General features: G+C 73.0%; 20 protein-coding genes. 14 read left to right on the top strand and 6 right to left on the bottom strand.

Annotated features, from left to right (window positions below; genetic code table 11):
* The first annotated feature begins 112 nt into the window (after positions 1–112).
* The gene (locus tag ACWCPN_RS13005) at positions 113–670 is read left to right on the top strand and encodes an ATP-binding protein (RefSeq protein ID WP_451204876.1); all 558 of its coding nucleotides are present in this window, start codon (positions 113–115) and stop codon (positions 668–670) included.
* Between the two features lie 48 nt (positions 671–718).
* On the opposite strand, the gene ACWCPN_RS13000 is transcribed toward ACWCPN_RS13005, so the two are convergent.
* Complete coding sequence (locus ACWCPN_RS13000; protein WP_451204874.1) at positions 719–1,333, bottom strand: peroxiredoxin-like family protein; 615 nt, start codon at positions 1,331–1,333, stop codon at positions 719–721.
* 65 nt (positions 1,334–1,398) lie between these two features.
* Here ACWCPN_RS13000 and ACWCPN_RS12995 point away from each other — a divergent pair, with 65 nt between their 5' ends.
* The gene (locus tag ACWCPN_RS12995; RefSeq protein WP_451204872.1) at positions 1,399–2,031 is read left to right on the top strand and encodes a TetR/AcrR family transcriptional regulator; all 633 of its coding nucleotides are present in this window, start codon (positions 1,399–1,401) and stop codon (positions 2,029–2,031) included.
* Positions 2,032–2,072: 41 nt separating this feature from the next.
* On the opposite strand, the gene ACWCPN_RS12990 is transcribed toward ACWCPN_RS12995, so the two are convergent.
* Positions 2,073–2,996 (bottom strand): class I SAM-dependent methyltransferase, encoded by a 924-nt coding sequence (locus tag ACWCPN_RS12990; RefSeq protein WP_451204870.1) that lies wholly within the window; start codon positions 2,994–2,996, stop codon positions 2,073–2,075.
* Between the two features lie 312 nt (positions 2,997–3,308).
* Between ACWCPN_RS12990 and ACWCPN_RS12985 the strand changes: the two genes are divergently transcribed.
* The gene (locus tag ACWCPN_RS12985) at positions 3,309–4,298 is read left to right on the top strand and encodes a magnesium and cobalt transport protein CorA (RefSeq protein ID WP_451204868.1); all 990 of its coding nucleotides are present in this window, start codon (positions 3,309–3,311) and stop codon (positions 4,296–4,298) included.
* Positions 4,299–4,343: 45 nt separating this feature from the next.
* On the opposite strand, the gene ACWCPN_RS12980 is transcribed toward ACWCPN_RS12985, so the two are convergent.
* Entirely contained in the window at positions 4,344–4,823 is a 480-nt protein-coding gene (locus ACWCPN_RS12980) for an ATP-binding protein (RefSeq protein ID WP_451204866.1), read from the bottom strand.
* Between the two features lie 323 nt (positions 4,824–5,146).
* On the opposite strand from ACWCPN_RS12980, the gene ACWCPN_RS12975 reads away from it, so the two are divergent.
* From ACWCPN_RS12975 to ACWCPN_RS12960, 4 genes are all read left to right on the top strand, one after another.
* Positions 5,147–5,518: a phage holin family protein gene (locus ACWCPN_RS12975; RefSeq protein ID WP_451204864.1), complete on the top strand. Its 372-nt coding sequence runs from the start codon at positions 5,147–5,149 to the stop codon at positions 5,516–5,518.
* Positions 5,515–5,994 carry a DUF3618 domain-containing protein gene (locus ACWCPN_RS12970; RefSeq protein ID WP_451204862.1) on the top strand — a complete coding sequence of 160 codons (480 nt, stop codon included), beginning with the start codon at positions 5,515–5,517 and terminating at the stop codon, positions 5,992–5,994. Before ACWCPN_RS12975 ends, ACWCPN_RS12970 begins: the two co-directional genes overlap by 4 nt.
* A gap of 346 nt (positions 5,995–6,340) precedes the next feature.
* Entirely contained in the window at positions 6,341–6,604 is a 264-nt protein-coding gene (locus ACWCPN_RS12965; RefSeq protein ID WP_451204860.1) for an HU family DNA-binding protein, read from the top strand.
* A 55-nt stretch (positions 6,605–6,659) separates the two neighbouring features.
* Complete coding sequence (locus ACWCPN_RS12960; RefSeq protein ID WP_451204858.1) at positions 6,660–7,046, top strand: SRPBCC family protein; 387 nt, start codon at positions 6,660–6,662, stop codon at positions 7,044–7,046.
* Between the two features lie 42 nt (positions 7,047–7,088).
* Here the strand turns inward: ACWCPN_RS12960 and ACWCPN_RS12955 are convergent, their stop codons facing one another.
* Positions 7,089–7,418, bottom strand: a complete 330-nt coding sequence (locus ACWCPN_RS12955; protein WP_451204856.1) for a WhiB family transcriptional regulator — start codon at positions 7,416–7,418, stop codon at positions 7,089–7,091.
* Positions 7,419–7,705: 287 nt separating this feature from the next.
* On the opposite strand from ACWCPN_RS12955, the gene ACWCPN_RS12950 reads away from it, so the two are divergent.
* Positions 7,706–8,632: an SDR family oxidoreductase gene (locus tag ACWCPN_RS12950; protein ID WP_451205282.1), complete on the top strand. Its 927-nt coding sequence runs from the start codon at positions 7,706–7,708 to the stop codon at positions 8,630–8,632.
* 213 nt (positions 8,633–8,845) lie between these two features.
* Complete coding sequence (locus tag ACWCPN_RS12945; RefSeq protein ID WP_451204854.1) at positions 8,846–10,531, top strand: RecQ family ATP-dependent DNA helicase; 1,686 nt, start codon at positions 8,846–8,848, stop codon at positions 10,529–10,531.
* Here the strand turns inward: ACWCPN_RS12945 and ACWCPN_RS12940 are convergent.
* Positions 10,453–10,986 (bottom strand): STAS domain-containing protein, encoded by a 534-nt coding sequence (locus ACWCPN_RS12940; RefSeq protein ID WP_451204852.1) that lies wholly within the window; start codon positions 10,984–10,986, stop codon positions 10,453–10,455. The two genes, ACWCPN_RS12945 and ACWCPN_RS12940, sit on opposite strands and share 79 nt — an antisense overlap.
* Positions 10,987–11,085: 99 nt before the next feature.
* On the opposite strand from ACWCPN_RS12940, the gene ACWCPN_RS12935 reads away from it, so the two are divergent.
* The 5 genes from ACWCPN_RS12935 (at position 11,086) to ACWCPN_RS12915 (ending at position 15,496) form a co-directional block, all read left to right on the top strand.
* Complete coding sequence (locus ACWCPN_RS12935; protein WP_451204850.1) at positions 11,086–11,415, top strand: helix-turn-helix transcriptional regulator; 330 nt, start codon at positions 11,086–11,088, stop codon at positions 11,413–11,415.
* Between the two features lie 18 nt (positions 11,416–11,433).
* The gene (locus ACWCPN_RS12930) at positions 11,434–11,820 is read left to right on the top strand and encodes a nitrilase-related carbon-nitrogen hydrolase (protein WP_451204848.1); all 387 of its coding nucleotides are present in this window, start codon (positions 11,434–11,436) and stop codon (positions 11,818–11,820) included.
* Positions 11,821–11,871: 51 nt separating this feature from the next.
* The gene (locus ACWCPN_RS12925) at positions 11,872–12,561 is read left to right on the top strand and encodes a hypothetical protein (protein ID WP_451204846.1); all 690 of its coding nucleotides are present in this window, start codon (positions 11,872–11,874) and stop codon (positions 12,559–12,561) included.
* A 177-nt stretch (positions 12,562–12,738) separates the two neighbouring features.
* The gene (locus tag ACWCPN_RS12920) at positions 12,739–14,502 is read left to right on the top strand and encodes an MOSC domain-containing protein (RefSeq protein ID WP_451204844.1); all 1,764 of its coding nucleotides are present in this window, start codon (positions 12,739–12,741) and stop codon (positions 14,500–14,502) included.
* A gap of 130 nt (positions 14,503–14,632) precedes the next feature.
* Positions 14,633–15,496, top strand: a complete 864-nt coding sequence (locus ACWCPN_RS12915; protein ID WP_451205279.1) for a class I SAM-dependent methyltransferase — start codon at positions 14,633–14,635, stop codon at positions 15,494–15,496.
* Positions 15,497–15,578: 82 nt separating this feature from the next.
* Here ACWCPN_RS12915 and ACWCPN_RS12910 read toward each other — a convergent pair whose 3' ends face one another.
* The gene (locus ACWCPN_RS12910) at positions 15,579–15,917 is read right to left on the bottom strand and encodes an alpha-amylase (protein WP_451204842.1); all 339 of its coding nucleotides are present in this window, start codon (positions 15,915–15,917) and stop codon (positions 15,579–15,581) included.
* Positions 15,918–16,307: the final 390 nt, after the last annotated feature.

The following is a 16,307-nucleotide window of genomic DNA, read 5'->3' as shown; positions in this document are numbered from 1 at the left end:
TAGCAGGTGCTACGTGTATATTTTTAGGTGTAGCAACCGCTACATGTTCGCCACCGAACGCGTCCAGCACGCACCGCGGCGTACCGCTCGCTCCAGAAAGGACTGATTCCCCATGGCCGTCCTGGCCATCGGCCTCCCCGCAGCCGCCCGCCGCAGGGGGCGCTTCTCGCGCGCCTCCGCAGGCGCCTGGGCCGTCAGACAGTGGGCCCTGTGGTCCCGCGCGCTGGCGCCGCTGCGTCCGCTGGACGCACCCCGTGGACGCGCAACCGCCTGGGACGCCTCCTGGCCTCTGGCCCAGGACCTCGGCTCCGTGCGCCGAGCCCGGCAGTTGGTCACCGCACAGCTCGCCGACTGGGCCGTGCCCGACCTCGGCGACACCGCCGAGCTCCTGGTCAGCGAAGTCGTCACCAACGCGCTGCGGCACACCCGCGGTCCGCTCAGGCTCAATCTGCGACTGTGCGACTCCCATGTGCTCTGCGAGGTCGAGGACACCGAGTCCGCCGGCCCCGTGCGCAACATCGCCGGCCCGGACGCGGAGGGCGGTCGCGGAACGGAACTGCTGGACCTGCTCGCGGATGCCTGGGGCAGCGTTCGGACGGCCACCGGCAAGAGCGTCTGGTTCGCGCTGCACCGCTCGGACGGATCCACCGGGCCCGAGCAGGGGCGGTGACACCCGGGCGACCGGGCTCCACGAAAAGACCGGCCCGCACCGTGCCGATCAGACATCCGCGCCCGGCGTCCGCCGCTCGCTGATCGCCCGCGCGTCCGCGCGGGCCGCCAGCTCCAGCAGTTCGCCGACCGGCCACTGGTCGTAGGCGTGCTCGCCGGACTTGGCGGCGAGCACACGGCCGTCCGGCGCGATGAGGAAGTCGCCGGGGAGACCGAGCCGGCCGCCGTGCGGCCTGCCGGCCGGCAGACGCTCCCGTCCGCGCACGACATTCCAGACCCCGCTGACGACCGCCCACAGGATCGGCCCCCACACACGCGGGTCGAGCAGCGCACGCGGCGCCCGCTCCACTCCGAACTCCGCGTAGAGCCGCCGGTCCGGGTCGGCGACCACCGCGAACGGCAGATCCGCGACGTGCGGCGCCAGTTCGTCGGCAGGCGAGTGGAACACCACGACCTCGCGCACACCGGCGGCCTCGATCTCCCGGTGCCGAAGCGCCACCGAGCGCAGGTGCAGGTTGCAGACCGGGCATCCGGCGAAGCGCCGGAACTGCAGGTGAACCAGGCGGGCGGGATCAGGGATGGCGACGTGATCCCCCGAGACGGCGGTGAGATCGCGTCGCTCGACGATACTTCCGGGCTTTCCCGGGCTGCGGGTCATGCGCATGCCTCCCCGTAGGCGTACGACGTACGCTCACCAGCGTAGGCGTATGCCGTACGCTGTCAACCGTCATGCCACGCCCGCGTTCACTCACCCCCCATCAGCTCGCCTCGGCCGCTCTGGCCGTCATCGACCGGGACGGTCTGACGGCCTTGTCGATGCGTGCCGTCGCCCAGGAACTCGGCATGAGCACCATGGGGCTCTACCGGTACGTACAGGACCGCGAGGACCTCGAAAGACTCGTCGTCGAACGGGTGTTGAGCGAAGTGGACACCGGCCTGCCGGACGCCGGCGCGTCATGGCGTGACCAGGTCGTGCTCATGGCGCGGCGCCTGCGGGACACCGTGGGCGCCCACCCGGAGGTCGTTCCGCTCACCGTGGTGCACCGGCACCACTCCCCCGCCGTGCTGCGCTGGTCGGAGACCGTGCTGACCATCCTCACCGGCGCCGGAATCGACGGTGAGCGGCGCGTCGTCGCGCTGCGCACCCTGCTCGGTTACCTCATCGGAGCCATCCAGCTCGAACACCTGGGCCCCCTGACCGGGCCGGGAACCACGGCCATCACCCAACTCCCCGCCACCGACTTCCCCCCCATGACCGAAACCGCCCGCACCGCCCGGACCATGGACGCCGACCGGGAGTTCCTGGGGGGACTCAGGCTGCTGCTCAACGGACTCGACGGGCTTGACGGGCTCGACGCGTGAGACAGCTCCGCTCGCGCGCGCGACGGCTCGACGCTGTGTCGTCAGTGACTCTCCGCCACGGCGACACGCCCTGACCGCAGGGACGTCCGTCCGCGTACCGGGCTGCCGAGCAGCCGCGCCGACGTGAGGAGGTCGTCGTCCGACACCACTCGCAGGCCGTGCTCCGCGAGCAATGCGGCCATCCGCCGCGGCTTCCACAGCGAGCGCCACGGCTCGCCCGACGTGACGGAACCGCCGAGGACCCGTGCCAGCAGCCGGCCGGCGGCCGCCCTCGCCGACGGAGCCTGGTAGTTGACGACCAGCGCACTGCCCGGGACGGTCCGGGCGGCGAGTGCGGCCACCGTGGCGCGCACCTCGTCGCGGGTGAGGTACGGGACGACGCCCTCCCACAGCCATGTCGTCGGCACGGACGGGTCGTGCCCGGCGGCGTCCAGTGCCGCACCGAGATCATCGACGGCGAGGTCGACCGGGGTGAACCGTACCGAACGGGCCACGGGCGGTGGCTCGGTGGTGGACAGGCCGCTCTCGTCAGGCCCTCGGAGCGCCGCCGCCGCGACGGCGAGGCGGGCGCGCTTGTCCTGCTGGGAGGCCGGATGATCGACCTCCCACACATCGGTCCGCGCGAGCCCGGGCAGCCGCCACGCCCGGGTGTCCAGGCCGGCACCCAGGATCACGAGCTGACCGGTCGGACGGGCCCGCAGCGCCCCGTCGATCGCGACCGTCCGTGCCACGGCCACCTCGGCACACGCCCGCACACTCTCGTAGGCGGTGCGCTCCTGCCAGCCCCGCGGTGGGGTGCCGGCGCGTACCGCGTCCACGGGCTCGCGTTCCGCGGCGCGCAGCAGTTCCACCGCGAGTGGATCCGCGAACCGGTCGGTGGCAGCCCTCCCGTTCGCGGCAGCGCGGCCCTGGCAGACCAGCACCGCCGTCCGGCTCGCCGCACGCCCGCTCCCGCTCCCGCTCATGGGGCCATATTCAACACCGGTGGAAGTCCGCGGTGCACCACTCGGCCGGGTCCGGGCGGTGCACCACGGCCGTCGTCAGTTCCAGCGGACGGCGTGGAACAGGCTCGCGTCGGCGGGGTCGTCGATGCCGCACTCGCCGACCGTGGTGCCCGTCGCGTTGACCGAGGCCGGCACGCACGCGGCTTCCGGTGCTTCCCCGGGGATCGGCCAACCGGGTGATCGTGCCCTGCGCGTTCCATCGGGTGGCGTGGGTGGCGGCGGAGAGACGGGCCCGGGCGCATGGAATGCGTCATCGGAAGCACTCAGAGAGACATGGAGTGCGTGATCTACCAGGAGAAGACCGGCGAGGGCGAGCACATCGACTGCGGGCGGGCGGACGGCGGATGCGACGTCGTCCTGGACCGGCTGGCGGTGCTGAAGCCGGACGAGTTCGCCTGGATCCGGATGGACGAACCCCGGGAGGAGGAGCTGCGGAGGCTGGGCGAGTATCTGCCGCTGCACCCTCTGGCCGTCGAGGACGCGGTGCAGGCCCGCCAGCGGCCGAAGCAGGAGCGGTACGGCGACGTGCTGGCGGTCGCGGTGAAGACGTTGTGGTTCGTCGAGCGGACCGCGGACGTGGAGACCGGGGAGGTGATGATCTTCCTCGGCCCGTCCTTCGCGCTGACCGTGCGCCACGGTGCGGACGACCCCACGGCGGAGGCCGCACGGCGGCTCGCGGAGCAGCCCGGGATGACCCGGCTCGGGCCCGTCTGCGTCCTGCACGCGGTGACCGATGTGATCGTCGACGCCTATGCCCGGGCCGCGACCCAGGTGCGCACGGACCTGACGGAACTGGAGCGGTGCGTCTTCTCGCCCGCCCGCGACGATCTGACCGAGCAGGTCTACTCGCTCAAGCGCGAGGTGGTGGAGTTCCGCGACGCCGTGCAGCCGCTGGTGCCGGTCATAGAGCCGTTCACCAGGGCGCGGGACGACTGGCCCAAGCAGGTCGTGCCGTACTTCCGCGACGTCACCGATCACCTCGCGCGCACCGACGCCGAGGTCCGCGCCCTCGACGACCTGCTCGGCTCCGTCCTCGACGCCCATCTCGCGAAGGTGGCCACCTGGCAGAACGACGACATGCGCCGCATCAGCGCGTGGGCGGCCATCTTCGCCGTCCCCACCATGGTCGCCGGCATCTACGGCATGAACTTCGCCCACATGCCCGAACTCGACTGGCGCTACGGCTACCCGTGCGCGCTCGGGGTGATGGTGCTCGGTGCGGGACTGCTGTACCGGGTCTTCCGCCGCAACGGCTGGCTGTGAAGACGGGTGCGCGCGAACCGGGCGGGAGCACCGGGCCCGGTCGCTCTACCGGGGCGGGCGTCCGGAAACGGCACCCCCGGGGTCGTCGATCAGGGCGATGCGCGCGGTGACGCGTTTGCCGACCGGTTCCCGCTGCGCCTCGAAGCCCTGGGCCACGGCCATGACGATCTCCAGGCCGTGCTGGCCCACCCGGTCGGCGTCCGCCGCCCGGGCCAGGGGCAGCTCCGGGTCGGAGTCCCACACCACGACCTCGACCGCGTCGCCGACGACGCGCAGGTCCAGCAGCACCGGGCCGGGAGCGTACTTGCGGGCGTTGGTGACCAGTTCGCTGACGACCAGTCGGGTGAGGTCGATGGCGCGCTGGGAGACCCGCAGCCCGTGTTCCGTGCGGACGCGGGTGAGGAAGTCGACGGCCAGGTGGCGGGCCTGGGCTATGTCGGTACCGTCCCTGTCCAGGGCCACCGTGGTCTGTACGAGCCGTGCGCCCGGCGTGACGCCGTCCTCGCCCACGGGCAATGATTCCATCGCGGCCATCTTCTGCACCCCGTTCGTCCTCCGCGCGTATACCCGCGTCGGTCATGAGTGACGCCGGATACCCCTGTGTCGGATCCGTCTCACCGCCGCTTCCACCGCGGGACCCCGCGCTCGGGCGGGGTATTCGCACGCCGCCGCGCGGGGAACACGCGAAGTCGGGGTCCTGAACCGACCTGTTCGGGGTACCCGCGCTCAACGGGGGCGCCGCGGTGCGCTTTCCGGATGACGGGACCAGCACGGAGGAGGTGATCGCCTTGTCGTCCAGTACGCAGCCGCGTCAGGGCGCGGGCCACGCGACGGCGGGGTCGGAGCCCGTGGGTGAGCTAGTGCAGCGCGCCTCGCAGCAGTTGACGGAGCTGGTGCGCGCTGAACTGCGCCTGGCACAGGCGGAGATGAAGGAGAAGGGCAGGAAGTACGGCAAGGGTGGCGGGCTGTTCGGCGGCGCCGGCCTGGTCGGGTTCCTGATGCTCCAGGCCATGGTGGCCACCGCGATCGCCGCGCTGGCGGTGGCGCTGCCGGTGTGGGCCGCGGGCCTCATCGTGACCGCGGTCCTCGCGGTGGTCGTGGCGGTGATGGCGCTGACGGGGAAGAAGGAGTTCGCCGAGGCCGCGCCGCCCGCGCCCGAGGCGACGATCGAGAACGTGAAGGCCGACGTGGCCGAGATCAAGGAGAGTGCGCACCGATGACCCAGCCGCCCCACGACGAGCCGACCGCCGCCACCCCGGAGGAGCTGCGCGAGCAGGTGGAGCACACCCGCCAGGAACTCGGGGACACGGTGGAGGCGCTCGCGGCCAAGACCGACGTCAAGGCCCGCACCAAGGAGAAGGCCGCCGAGGTCAAGGACCAGGCGGCCCTCCGGGCGGGCGAGTTGAGGGAGCAGGCGGTGCTCAGGGCCGGGCAGGCCAGGACCGCGGCCGCGCAGGCGGTGTCGCGTGTGCAGGACAAGCTGCCCGATCCGGTCCGGCAGCAGGCCGCACAAGTGGCCGAGCAGGCACGGGTTAAGGCGGCGCAGGCCGGCCAGGTCTGGGACGAGAAGGTGCCCGAGCCGGTACGGGCCGGGACGGTCCGGGGCGCGCGGCTGGCGCGGGACAACCGCGGCCTGGTGCTCGCCGCCGCCGGAGCGGCCGCCGTGGTGTGGCTGATGTGCCGTAGGAGGGGCTGACGCGGTGAGGGCGGCCGGGGCCGCGCACAGGGCGGCCGGTGGCGACCGTGCGGGTGCCGACTCCGTCGGCCGTCCCGCCGGCGTCCGCTCCCGCTGACCGGCAGCAGGAAGGCGGGGCCGGAGAGTTCGTCCGGCCCCGCCCCACCCCCCAGGGTCTCGCCGCTCCCTGGTGAGCGGCGCCTCGAACTGCTCGCCACCGGCGAGGTGCAGCCGGTTCGGTGCGTCGCGGCGGCGCGTGACCCGTCCGAGCCCACCCGGGCGCCCGCCGGGAGATGCGGTGAGGCCGGAGCCCCGCGATGGTGGAAGCGCAGAGCCCCAGCACCGGAACACCACGAGGAATGTGCGCATGGACAAGCCGAAGCTCATCGAAGCGACCGCCCGCCGCCATGCCGAACGCGCGGACGGCGGCGATCTCGACGCGGACGGCATCGGCCGGGTCATCGACACTCTCTTCGGCACGGTGGAGCACGCGGGGACGATCGCCGAGGCTCTCAAGACCCAGGAGACGGTCACCCTGGGCAGCTTCGGCAGCTTCCACGTCGCCGACGGCACGGCCTCGTTCCGCCCCGGCAAGGCCCTCACCGAGTACTTGCGGGACCAGACCGGATGACGACGACGAGCACCGCGGGGGCGTCCTTCCCGGCTCGGTGCCCCATGGATGCGCCATGGGCCGCCTGACCCTGCGGGCCTCGGGCCCGGCCACCCCGGAGACGGTCTGGCGGCGCTACGCGTGCGTCGACGAGTGGGCGTCGTGGTCCCCGCAGATCAAGGCCGTGCACACGGCCGAGCGCCGGCTGACGGCCGGTATGCGCGGGACGGTGGAGTCCGTGGCGGGCCTGCGGGTCGCCTTCATCGTCGAATCCGTCGACGACGACCACCACACCTGGACCTGGCGGGTCCGTCTGGGTCCGACGGGGCTCCGCCTGGGGCACGACGTGCGGGGAGACACGCACGGCAGCACCACGGGCCTGACCATGCGCGGCCCGTGGCCCGTCCTGCTGGGCTACGCCCCACTCGCCCGACTGGCCCTGCGCCGCCTGGTGCGGCCTTGACCGGCCGCCGCGCGCGGTACCCGCGAAGGCGGTGGCGGAGCGTCAGCCGGCCCCCTCGAGCCAGTCGTCCGCGGGGTCACGCGGCCGGCGTTCACCACGGCCGGCGGACTCCGGCGAAGCGCGACGGATGGCACGGCGCTGCACGGCCGTCGTGGCACCCCAGATGCCGTCGTCCTCGCCCTGGTCGATCGCCCACGTACGGCAGGCGATGATCACGGGGCACCGACGGCATATGGCCCGCGCCAGGGACGCTTCGGTACCGGGGGCGGAGAAGTCGGCGAGCGGGAAGAAGACCTCCGGGTCCTCGCCGATGCACGCGGCCTGGTCACGCCAATCGGAGCGCTCCGGGCGCGGGTGGAGAAAGCCGGTCATGAGGCACCTCTGCTCGGCCCGGCTGCCGACTGGCAGCCCGGGTGGCGGCTGCGGCGCGCGAACCGTGCCGCAGGCCCGGCAGAGGTTCGGTCCAGAGTAATAGTGGATGCCTGGTTTGCGGTAGTAGCTCCTGGACGCTTGCCGCCTGACCGCCGCGAGGAGCCATGCGCGCCACGGCTCCCGCCATCGGGCGAATCGCACGGTATACGACCGATTCGATTGGGTATGCGAGCCGGGACGGCGCCGTCCGTCTCCGCCTATGGGAACGAGGGCTGGCATTGCGTGAGATCTTCGTCGGAGCCGGGCACCGCCCCGGTGGCGGCGCACCGCTGCACGGTCGGGTCGCGGTCGTGACCGGGGCCGCGCGAGGAGTGGGCGAGGCCCTGGCGCGCCGCCTGTCCGAGACCGGGATGAGCGTGGCCCTGCTCGGGCGCGAGAAGGAGACCCTCCACCGGGCGGCCGACTCCCTGCCGAACCGGACCATCTGCGTCGAAGCCGACGTCACCGACCGCGCCGCGCTCGAACACGCCGCCGGCCGGGTGGAGCGGGAGCTCGGCCCGGCGAGCGTGGTCGTGGCCAACGCGGGTATCGCGGCGGGCGGCCCGTTCGCCGACACTCCGGCGGACCTGTGGCAACGGGTCGTCGACGTCAATCTCGTCGGCGCCGCCAACACCGCCAGGGCCTTCCTCCCCCAGTTGGTACGGACCCGCGGCTACTTCCTCCAGATCGCCTCCACGGCCGCCTTCGGCTCCGCCCCCATGATGAGCGCCTACTGCGCCTCCAAGGCCGGTGCGGAATCGTTCGCTCTGGCGCTGCGCGGCGAGGTCGAACCCGATCACATCGCCGTGGGCGTCGCCTACCTGCACTGGACCGGAACCGACATGGTGGCCGGTATCGACGACCACCCCGTCCTGAGTGCCCTGCGCCGCAACCAGCCACGCTTCGCACGCCGTGTCCACAGCACCGACCAGGTCGCCGACTGGCTCGCCGCCGGCATCGCCCGCCGCGCCCGCTCCGTCTACGCCCCGCCGTGGCTGCGCTGGTGCCAGCCGCTGCGGCCGGTCTTCCCGGCTCTGGTCGCCCGGATCACCCGACGTGAGCTGCGACGCCACTCGCCGTCCGAGCTGGCGGCCGATCTCGCCGTCCTGGGCGCCGGCGGCCGCGCCGACTGGAACGCGTACCTGGCGGCCCACCCCGGTCCCGGCCGGCCGTAGGGCGGACGCGGCCGGGGTCGGTCCCGGCGTACAGGACGCCTGGGCGGCGGGCATCGGTGCCGCAGCGGAAGGTGTGGACGGTGCGGCCGGACGGCGGTGTCGTGACCTCGTCCGGCCGCCGCGCCGTGTTTGCGGGGAACGCACCCGGTGACCCGGAGCAGCGCCGCGTCGAGCGGCGCACTGCGGACCGCCGGATGGGACGGGCGTCGCGCCATGACCGATGAAGCACAGCACACGGGCCGAGGGCCGACCCGGCGCCTGCGGGAGACGGCGGCCGAGGTGTTCGGCTGGGACAAGCTGCGTCCTGAGCAGCTCACCGCCATGCGGTGGGTGCTGGAGGGGCGGGACGCCCTCGTCGTCATGCCGACGGGATCCGGCAAGTCCGCCGTGTACCAGGTTCCCGCTCTGCTGCTGCCCCGTCCGGTGGTGGTCGTGTCGCCCCTGCTCGCGCTGCAGCGGGACCAGATCGCCGGGCTGCCCGGCGGCGACGGCGGCCCGGGCGCCGTCGCCGTGAACTCCGACCTGACCGCGGCCGAGGCGGATGCCGCCTGGGAAGCGGTCCGGGAAGGCGCCGTGCGCTACGTCTACCTGTCTCCCGAGCAACTGGCCAACGAACAGGTCGTGGGGCGGCTGGCGGAGGTGCGGCCCAGCCTCTTCGTGGTGGACGAGGCCCAGTGCGTGTCGTCCTGGGGTCATGACTTCCGGCCCGACTACCTGCGTCTCGGTCAGGCAGCACGGCGGCTGGGCCGGCCTCCCGTACTCGCGCTCACCGCGACCGCCGCGCCACCGGTGCGGCAGAACATCGTGGAGCGGCTGGACATGGACCGGCCGCGCCGGCTGGTCACCGGTTTCGACCGCCCCAACATCAGACTCGAGGCGTGCCGCCACCTGGACGACACCGAGCGGCGGCGCGTGGTCGTCGAGGCGGCCGCCGCCGCCGCGAAGCCGGGCATCGTCTACGCCGCGACCCGGAAGGACACCGAGTCGTACGCGGCGGAGCTGGCCTCTCTCGGGTTCGCCGCCGAGGCGTACCACGCGGGTATGCGCGCCGCCGAACGCCGGCGCGTCCACGAGGCGTTCCTGGCGGGCGGGACGGATGTCGTGGTGGCCACGTCGGCCTTCGGCATGGGCATCGACAAGGAGGACGTGCGGTTCGTGCTGCACGCCGCCCTGCCCGGCTCCCTGGACGCCTACTACCAGGAGATCGGCCGCTGCGGCCGCGACGGGCGCCCCGCCCTCGCCGTACTGCACTACCGGGCCGAGGACACGGGGATGCAGGCGTACTTCAGCAGCCGTACGGTCAGGCCGGAAACCGTGGACGCGGTCGCACGGACGGTGCGCGACAGCTCCGGCGATCCCCCGGACCTGGATGAACTGCGCCGGGACGTCGGTACGTCCCGCACCCGGGTCACCACGGCCGTGAACCTGCTGGAGGAGGCCGGCGCCGTGGTCACGGACGGCTCGGGGGCCATCCGGCCGGCCCCGGGCATGAAGCCGTCCAGCGCCGTGCGACGGGCCGCGGACAGCGCGGAGGCGCACAAGCGGATGGACCGGTCACGGGTGGACATGGCCCGGGCGTACGCCGAGGCGACCGGCTGCCGCCGGCGCTTCCTCCTCGGCTACTTCGGCGAGCGGTCCGAGCCGGCGTGCGGCAACTGCGACGTGTGCGACGGGCCGGAGGCCGGGGGCGGCGACGGGGTGGTGCCGTCGGACGGCGGTCCCTATCCGGCCGGGGCGCCGGTGCGGCACGCCGAGTGGGGACGTGGCACCGTGCTGAGCGAGGACGGGGACCGCATCACGGTGCTCTTCGACGAGGTCGGCTATCGAACGCTCTCCCTGGACGCCCTGGCCGGCCGGGAACAGCTGCTCACGGTGGTGAGCGAGTCCGGCGAGGAGTGACCGGCGGCCGGGCGGCGCTCGCGGACGGCCGGCCGCGCCGTCGCCGGGCAGGAGTGCGGGGCGGTGAACAGCTCCCGGGCACCGACGAGGTCGAGCAGCCGGGCGACGGCCGGGCCGACGGCTCGGAGCGTGACGGTCTTGCCCTGGCGGAGGGCGTGCTGCCGCAGGTCCAGCAGGACGCCGAGGCCGGCGCAGTCGCAGAAGTCGAGCCTGCCCAGGTCCAGGTCGAGACCGCAGGCCGACTCGGCGAGCGCGGTGTGGAGCCGGGTGCGCAGATGGCGGCCGGCGTTGAGATCGAGTTCGCCGCGGACGATCACGCGGGTGCGGCATCCGCTCGACGCGTAGGTGACGACCACCGGACCCGGCGGCACCGGGCCACGGCCGTCGTCCGCGCCCTCCCGCACCTCGAGGGACTTTCCGTGCTGGGCCGGCTCGTACATGGCTCCCTCCGTCATCCGCTCGACGCGTTCCTCGGAATCAAAGTACGTCAGTCGATGCCGGAAATAAAGTACGTGTTTTTGGATGCGTGAAGCCTGGGCCCGTAAACTTGAAACATGGATGGAGTGCCCGAGTCACACAGCGGATGGACGTTCCTGACGAACCATGCCCGCGTACTGGCCGCCATCGCGGACAACCACAACGCCCGCATCCGCGACATCGCCGCCCACTGCCGGCTCACCGAGCGCGCGGTGCAGAAGATCATCACCGATCTGGAGCAGGACGGATACCTCTCCCACACCCGGCAGGGGCGCAGCAACACCTACCGGATCGACCCCACCAGGGTGCTGCGCCATCCGGCGGAGGCCGGGCTCGGGCTGACCGTGGCCTCGCTGCTCTCGCTGCTCGCTCAGGACGAAGCGCACCGAACGGTGAACACTGACTAGACGGGGTTCGCTGGGACCGTGCGGAAACGGTTCTGGGGTGACGGCCAAGGACGGGACGCTGGACGACACCGCTCTCCTCTTCGACCGGGACGGCGAACTGCGCGGCCGCTACCGCAAGATCCGCCGCTACGGCTTCGACACCGGCGAGGCGACCCTGATGGGGGTGCGGACGTCGTCACCGTGCCGACCGACTTCGGCGTGGTCGGCCTCGCCATCTGCTACGACCTCCGCTTCCCGGAGCTCTTCCGGGCTCTGCTCGACGCGGGCGCGGAGCTGATCGTGGTCCCTTGTCCTCGGCGTCGAGGCTCCCGAACGGCCCCGCATCCGGTGACGGGCCATGTGCGGACCCGCACCTTCCCGCCAAGTTCCCGGCGACGGCCCCGCGCGTGCGCGTCCGGACGTTAGGTTTCCCGTCTGAGACCGGCCAGGAGCCGACTCCACCGGAAGGAACGGGACTTGCGCACTCGGTACGCCCTCTTCATGATGCTCGCCGCCGCCGGCCTCGCCGCGGTCGGCCCCGCCACCCAGGCCGTCGGGAAGGAGGCGGGGACCGCGGCCCGTTCCTGCGGCGCGCTGCGGCTGACGAGCTCGCTGCCGGAACCGCCCGCGGGCACGGCGGTGCAGCAGGACGTCTCCGTCGGCGCGGACTGCGTCCCGAGGTTCGGTGCGGTGCGGCTGCTGCCGGTGGACCGCGCCGGGCAGGGGACCACCGGCGACCGACGGGCCGCCGTCGCCGGCGCGGCGGACGGCTCCCACCACCTCTCCAGCTGGAACGAGATGTACGACTGCTGCGGCATCCGGATGACCGCGCTGTACACGACGTCCGACTGGACCACCGACGGCGGCCGGGTCACCGGCGCCGCCACCGATGCCACCGAGCGGCACAACCGCGAACCCTGGAACGCCGGTTGGGCCCCGGTATCGGTCACGCGCGGCACCGACTGCACCGCCGGCTGCGCGGAATCCCGTTCCGAGGCGCACGCGGACTTCACCTACCGGGGCATCTTCGACGCGACCGGGAACCGGTACGCCAACGGCCACCACTCCTACCTCGGCCTCGGCGCCGACGGCACCGCCTCCTGCCGGTTCGAGGTGGTGCTGCGGCACACCTTCGTCGGCTGGAACTGGCGGCACGGCTGCGCCTGAACCGCACCGGGACCGGCCCTTTCCCGGGAGGTGCCGCCGGGCGCGGTGCCGGAGCGGGAGGTCCGTGCCGCGCAGGCCTCGATGGCGGGACGCGCGGGCCGGAACTAGGATCGGTCGCGGCGCGCACCCGGCGCCGTCAGCGACTGCCCCGGCCTGCCACTTCGCAGGAGGTCCGCAATGGCGACGCTGCTGTCCGTCAACGTAGGCAAGCCCCGGGACGTCTCCTGGCAGGGCAGAACCGTGCACACGGGGGCCTGGAAATCCGCCGTTCAGGGGCCGCGCATGGTCCGGCGGCTGAACATCGAGGGTGACGGCCAGGGAGATCTGGCGGGTCACGGGGGCGAGATGCGCGCCGTGCTCGTCTACCAGATGCAGTCTTACGAGTACTGGCGTAAAGAGCTCGGCCGTGACGACCTGGTCTTCGGCATGTTCGGGGAGAACTTCACCGTGGACGGTCTGCCCGATCACGAGGTGTGCATCGGTGACCGGTACCGCATCGGTGACGCCGAGTTCGAGGTCACCCAGCCGCGCGTCACCTGCTACCGGGTCGGCATGCGCCTGGGAGAGCCCACCATGGCCGCCCTCCTGGTCGCCCACCACCGGCCCGGCTTCTACCTGCGTGTGATCACCGAGGGGCACGTCCGGGCCGGTGACGGCATCACCCTGGTCCGCAGGGGCCCGGAGGAACTCAGCGTGGCCGACACCGACGCGCTGCTCTACCTCCCCGACCGCGACCCCGCGAAACTGCGCAGGGCACTGAACATCCCCGCCCTGAGCCCCGGATGGCAGCGGTCCTTCCGTGAACTCGCCGACGCCGGGCCGCCCGCGGGGGAGCAGGGACGGGCGGACGGGCGCGCCGGCCCCCGGCAACCGGAGCGGGACACGGGGTGGCCCGGCTTCAGGAGCCTGCGCGTGACCCGTATCGTGCCCGAGACCCCCACCATCTCCTCGGTCCACCTCGACAGCGCCGACGGCACCCGCCTGCCCGGACCCCGCGCGGGCCAGTACCTCTCCGTCCGCATCCCGGTAGGCGACGACGGACCGGTGGTACGCAGTTACTCGCTCTCCTCCGCGCCCACGGCGCGCACCTACCGCATCAGCGTCAAACACGAGCCGCACGGGAAGCTCAGCGGCTACATCCATGCCGTGCTCCGGCCCGGGGACCTCGTGGACGTCGCGAGCCCGCGCGGGTCGTTCGTGCTCGAAGAGGGCACGCGACCGATCGTCCTCGCGTCCGCGGGGATCGGGGCGACCCCCCTGCTCGCCATGCTGCACCAGCTCGCCGACACACGGGACCGGCGTCCCGTCTGGTGGATACACGCCGCCCGCGACCGCGCACACCACGCCTTCGCGACGGAGACCCGCACGCTTCTCGGCCGCCTCCCCGACGCGCGCGAGCACATCCACTACACCGCCGCGACGGCCTCGGACACGGGCGTCCCCGGCTTCGTCCGGGGCCGTCCCACGGCGCGGTCGCTGAGGGCCATGGGCATCCCCGCCGACGCCGACGCCTACCTCTGCGGACCGCTCGCCTTCATGGACGACCTCGGCGGCTTCCTGCGCGATCACGGCCTGCCGGAGGAACGGATCCACACGGAACGGTTCGGCGCCCTGTCCGCCATCAATCCCGGCGTGACGGCCGCCGCCGCGGTCCGGCCGCACCAGCCGCCCGGGCCGGTCGGCACGGGCCCGCTCGTCACCTTCGCGCGCAGCGCCCTGAGCACCCCGTGGTCGCCCGCGCACGCATCGCTCCTCGAACTCGCCGAGGCCTGCGACGTCCCCACCCGCTGGTCCTGCCGCACCGGCGTCTGCCACACCTGCGTCACCCAACTCCTGACCGGCGACATCACCTACACCACCCAGCCCCTGGAGCTTCCCGAGACCGGCACGGTCCTCGTCTGCTGCAGCGCGCCGACGGACGAAGTCGTCCTCGATCTGTAGCCGGCCGGCCGCCGCACCCGGTACGCAGGCCCCGTTCACATCCGGCCGGTTCCACTCGCCGGGCCCCTCGGGACCGGTCATCTAGGCTGACCCGGTGACAGGTGAGCAGCAGCGGGTGCGGCCGTCGGGAGTGTGGGCCACGGCGGTGGGGGTGGCCAGGGTACGGGCGCTGGAGACCGAGCGGGAGAACGCGCTGTTCCGCGACCCCCTGGCACAGGCCTTCGCCGCCGCCGGCGGTCTGTGGCCCTCCTCGTCACCGCTGCCCGATGACGAGGCCGCGCGACGCCGCCGCCAGGCCGTCTCGTTCTCCGTCGTCATCAGGACGAGGTTCCTCGACGACCTGTTGCGGGAGGCCTCCGCCTCCGGGATCCGGCAGGTCGTGCTGCTCGGCGCCGGCATGGACAGCCGGGCCTTCCGGATGGACTGGCCCGAGGACACCCGGCTGTTCGAGGTCGACACCGCCGCCCCACTGGACTTCAAGGCCTCGGTGCTGCGCCGGGAGCGGGCCGTCGCGCGCTGCGAGCGGATCACCGTCGCGGTGGATCTGCGTGAGGACTGGCCGGGCGCGCTGGCCGCGGCGGGGCACGACCCGGCCGTGCCGACCGCGTGGATCGCCGAAGGACTGCTGATCTATCTGCCCGAGGACGCGGTGGAGCTGCTGCTGGCCCGGATCGGCACGCGGTCGGCGGCAGGCAGTCGGCTGGGGCTGACACTGGGCTCACGCGGCGTGATCGAGCGCTTCGGCGCGGACGCCGCGCCGGGATCGGCGGCGTCCATGTGGATCTCGGAGATGCCCGACGACCCGGTGGGCTGGCTGGCCGGGCACGGCTGGGAGGCCGACAGCCACACCCTGCGCGAGCGCGCCGCCGCCTACGGCCGCCCGATCAGCACCCCGCCGCGGGCGGAGGAGCTGCCCGGCGGACTGGTCTCGGCGGTCCACCGGCAGAGCGCGCCCGTCTTCGGCGACACCACTCCCCCGGTCGTCACCGGCTGATCGACGCGGCCTGCCCCCTGCCGACGTGCCGGCGGCCGGGCCTGATCAGCCCGTCCCCCGGCGGGCAGCGGCCGGAACACCGTCATGACGGCTCACACGCCTCGAGGTGGTCGGCGCGGCCGTGCGGGCCGAGATACCCCTCACCCACCGTCCGGACCGTGAACGGTGCCACGGTGGAACACAGGCCCGCGAACCCGTCCTCGTAGACGACCAGCACGTTCGCCGGGCCGGCGCAGTCGTTGCCGGCTTCGGTGTACCGCCAGCTCTGGTACATCGCCACGCAGGAGGGGGCCGACGAGGCCGTCCGGGGCGCGGCCTCGCTCGGTGCCGCGAGGAGGGCGGTCAGGGTCAGGGAGGCCGTGCACGCGGCTGCCGCAATCCCGCCGTGGGACCGGCGCCTGACTTCGCTTCTGGGTCGCATGCCGGGGAAGCCTGGCAACGGCGCGGCACCCGACGCAACACGGAGGACGCCTTTCGGGCGGTCCGCTCCTTTCCATGTCCGACCTCCGCGGCCTGCGCAAACGTATGATCCGGGCGTCCTGTGCGTGAATCGTGCTTCAACCGATTCAGGGCAGGGCGAGGACTCGCCACGCATCTCGGCAGCCGGCGGCCCGTCGGTGTGCGCCGCGCGCGCCGGCGCCTGCAAGCGAGCGCCGCCCGCGGTTTGTCCTGGAGGCGGGCCCCTCGGATGCGCACACGCGATCAGTCCGCCAGCCTACGGAGTGAGTGAGCGATGGCGATGCGGGCACATCGACTGGGGAGGGGATAGGGATGGGGTCCCTGCCCAGTTGTTGTGAGAGAGGTGCCGACC

The organism is Streptomyces sp. NPDC002386 (genome assembly GCF_053593175.1).
Note: the sequence above shows the minus strand (reverse complement) of the source record. Positions and strands in the feature narration are given on the sequence as shown.

Bases quoted from the DNA above. Each gene is read 5' to 3' on its own strand.
- ACWCPN_RS12910 (WP_451204842.1), bottom strand. From the start codon at position 15,917: ATGCGACCCAGAAGCGAAGTCAGGCGCCGGTCCCACGGCGGGATTGCG.
- ACWCPN_RS12955 (WP_451204856.1), bottom strand. From the start codon at position 7,418: ATGACCGGCTTTCTCCACCCGCGCCCGGAGCGCTCCGATTGGCGTGAC.
- ACWCPN_RS12940 (WP_451204852.1), bottom strand. From the start codon at position 10,986: ATGACGGAGGGAGCCATGTACGAGCCGGCCCAGCACGGAAAGTCCCTC.
- ACWCPN_RS12990 (WP_451204870.1), bottom strand. From the start codon at position 2,996: ATGAGCGGGAGCGGGAGCGGGCGTGCGGCGAGCCGGACGGCGGTGCTG.
- ACWCPN_RS12965 (WP_451204860.1), top strand. From the start codon at position 6,341: ATGGACAAGCCGAAGCTCATCGAAGCGACCGCCCGCCGCCATGCCGAA.
- ACWCPN_RS12970 (WP_451204862.1), top strand. From the start codon at position 5,515: ATGACCCAGCCGCCCCACGACGAGCCGACCGCCGCCACCCCGGAGGAG.
- ACWCPN_RS12985 (WP_451204868.1), top strand. From the start codon at position 3,309: ATGGAGTGCGTGATCTACCAGGAGAAGACCGGCGAGGGCGAGCACATC.
- ACWCPN_RS12960 (WP_451204858.1), top strand. From the start codon at position 6,660: ATGGGCCGCCTGACCCTGCGGGCCTCGGGCCCGGCCACCCCGGAGACG.
- ACWCPN_RS13005 (WP_451204876.1), top strand. From the start codon at position 113: ATGGCCGTCCTGGCCATCGGCCTCCCCGCAGCCGCCCGCCGCAGGGGG.
- ACWCPN_RS12945 (WP_451204854.1), top strand. From the start codon at position 8,846: ATGACCGATGAAGCACAGCACACGGGCCGAGGGCCGACCCGGCGCCTG.
- ACWCPN_RS12935 (WP_451204850.1), top strand. From the start codon at position 11,086: ATGGATGGAGTGCCCGAGTCACACAGCGGATGGACGTTCCTGACGAAC.
- ACWCPN_RS12980 (WP_451204866.1), bottom strand. From the start codon at position 4,823: ATGGAATCATTGCCCGTGGGCGAGGACGGCGTCACGCCGGGCGCACGG.
- ACWCPN_RS12920 (WP_451204844.1), top strand. From the start codon at position 12,739: ATGGCGACGCTGCTGTCCGTCAACGTAGGCAAGCCCCGGGACGTCTCC.
- ACWCPN_RS13000 (WP_451204874.1), bottom strand. From the start codon at position 1,333: ATGCGCATGACCCGCAGCCCGGGAAAGCCCGGAAGTATCGTCGAGCGA.
- ACWCPN_RS12995 (WP_451204872.1), top strand. From the start codon at position 1,399: ATGCCACGCCCGCGTTCACTCACCCCCCATCAGCTCGCCTCGGCCGCT.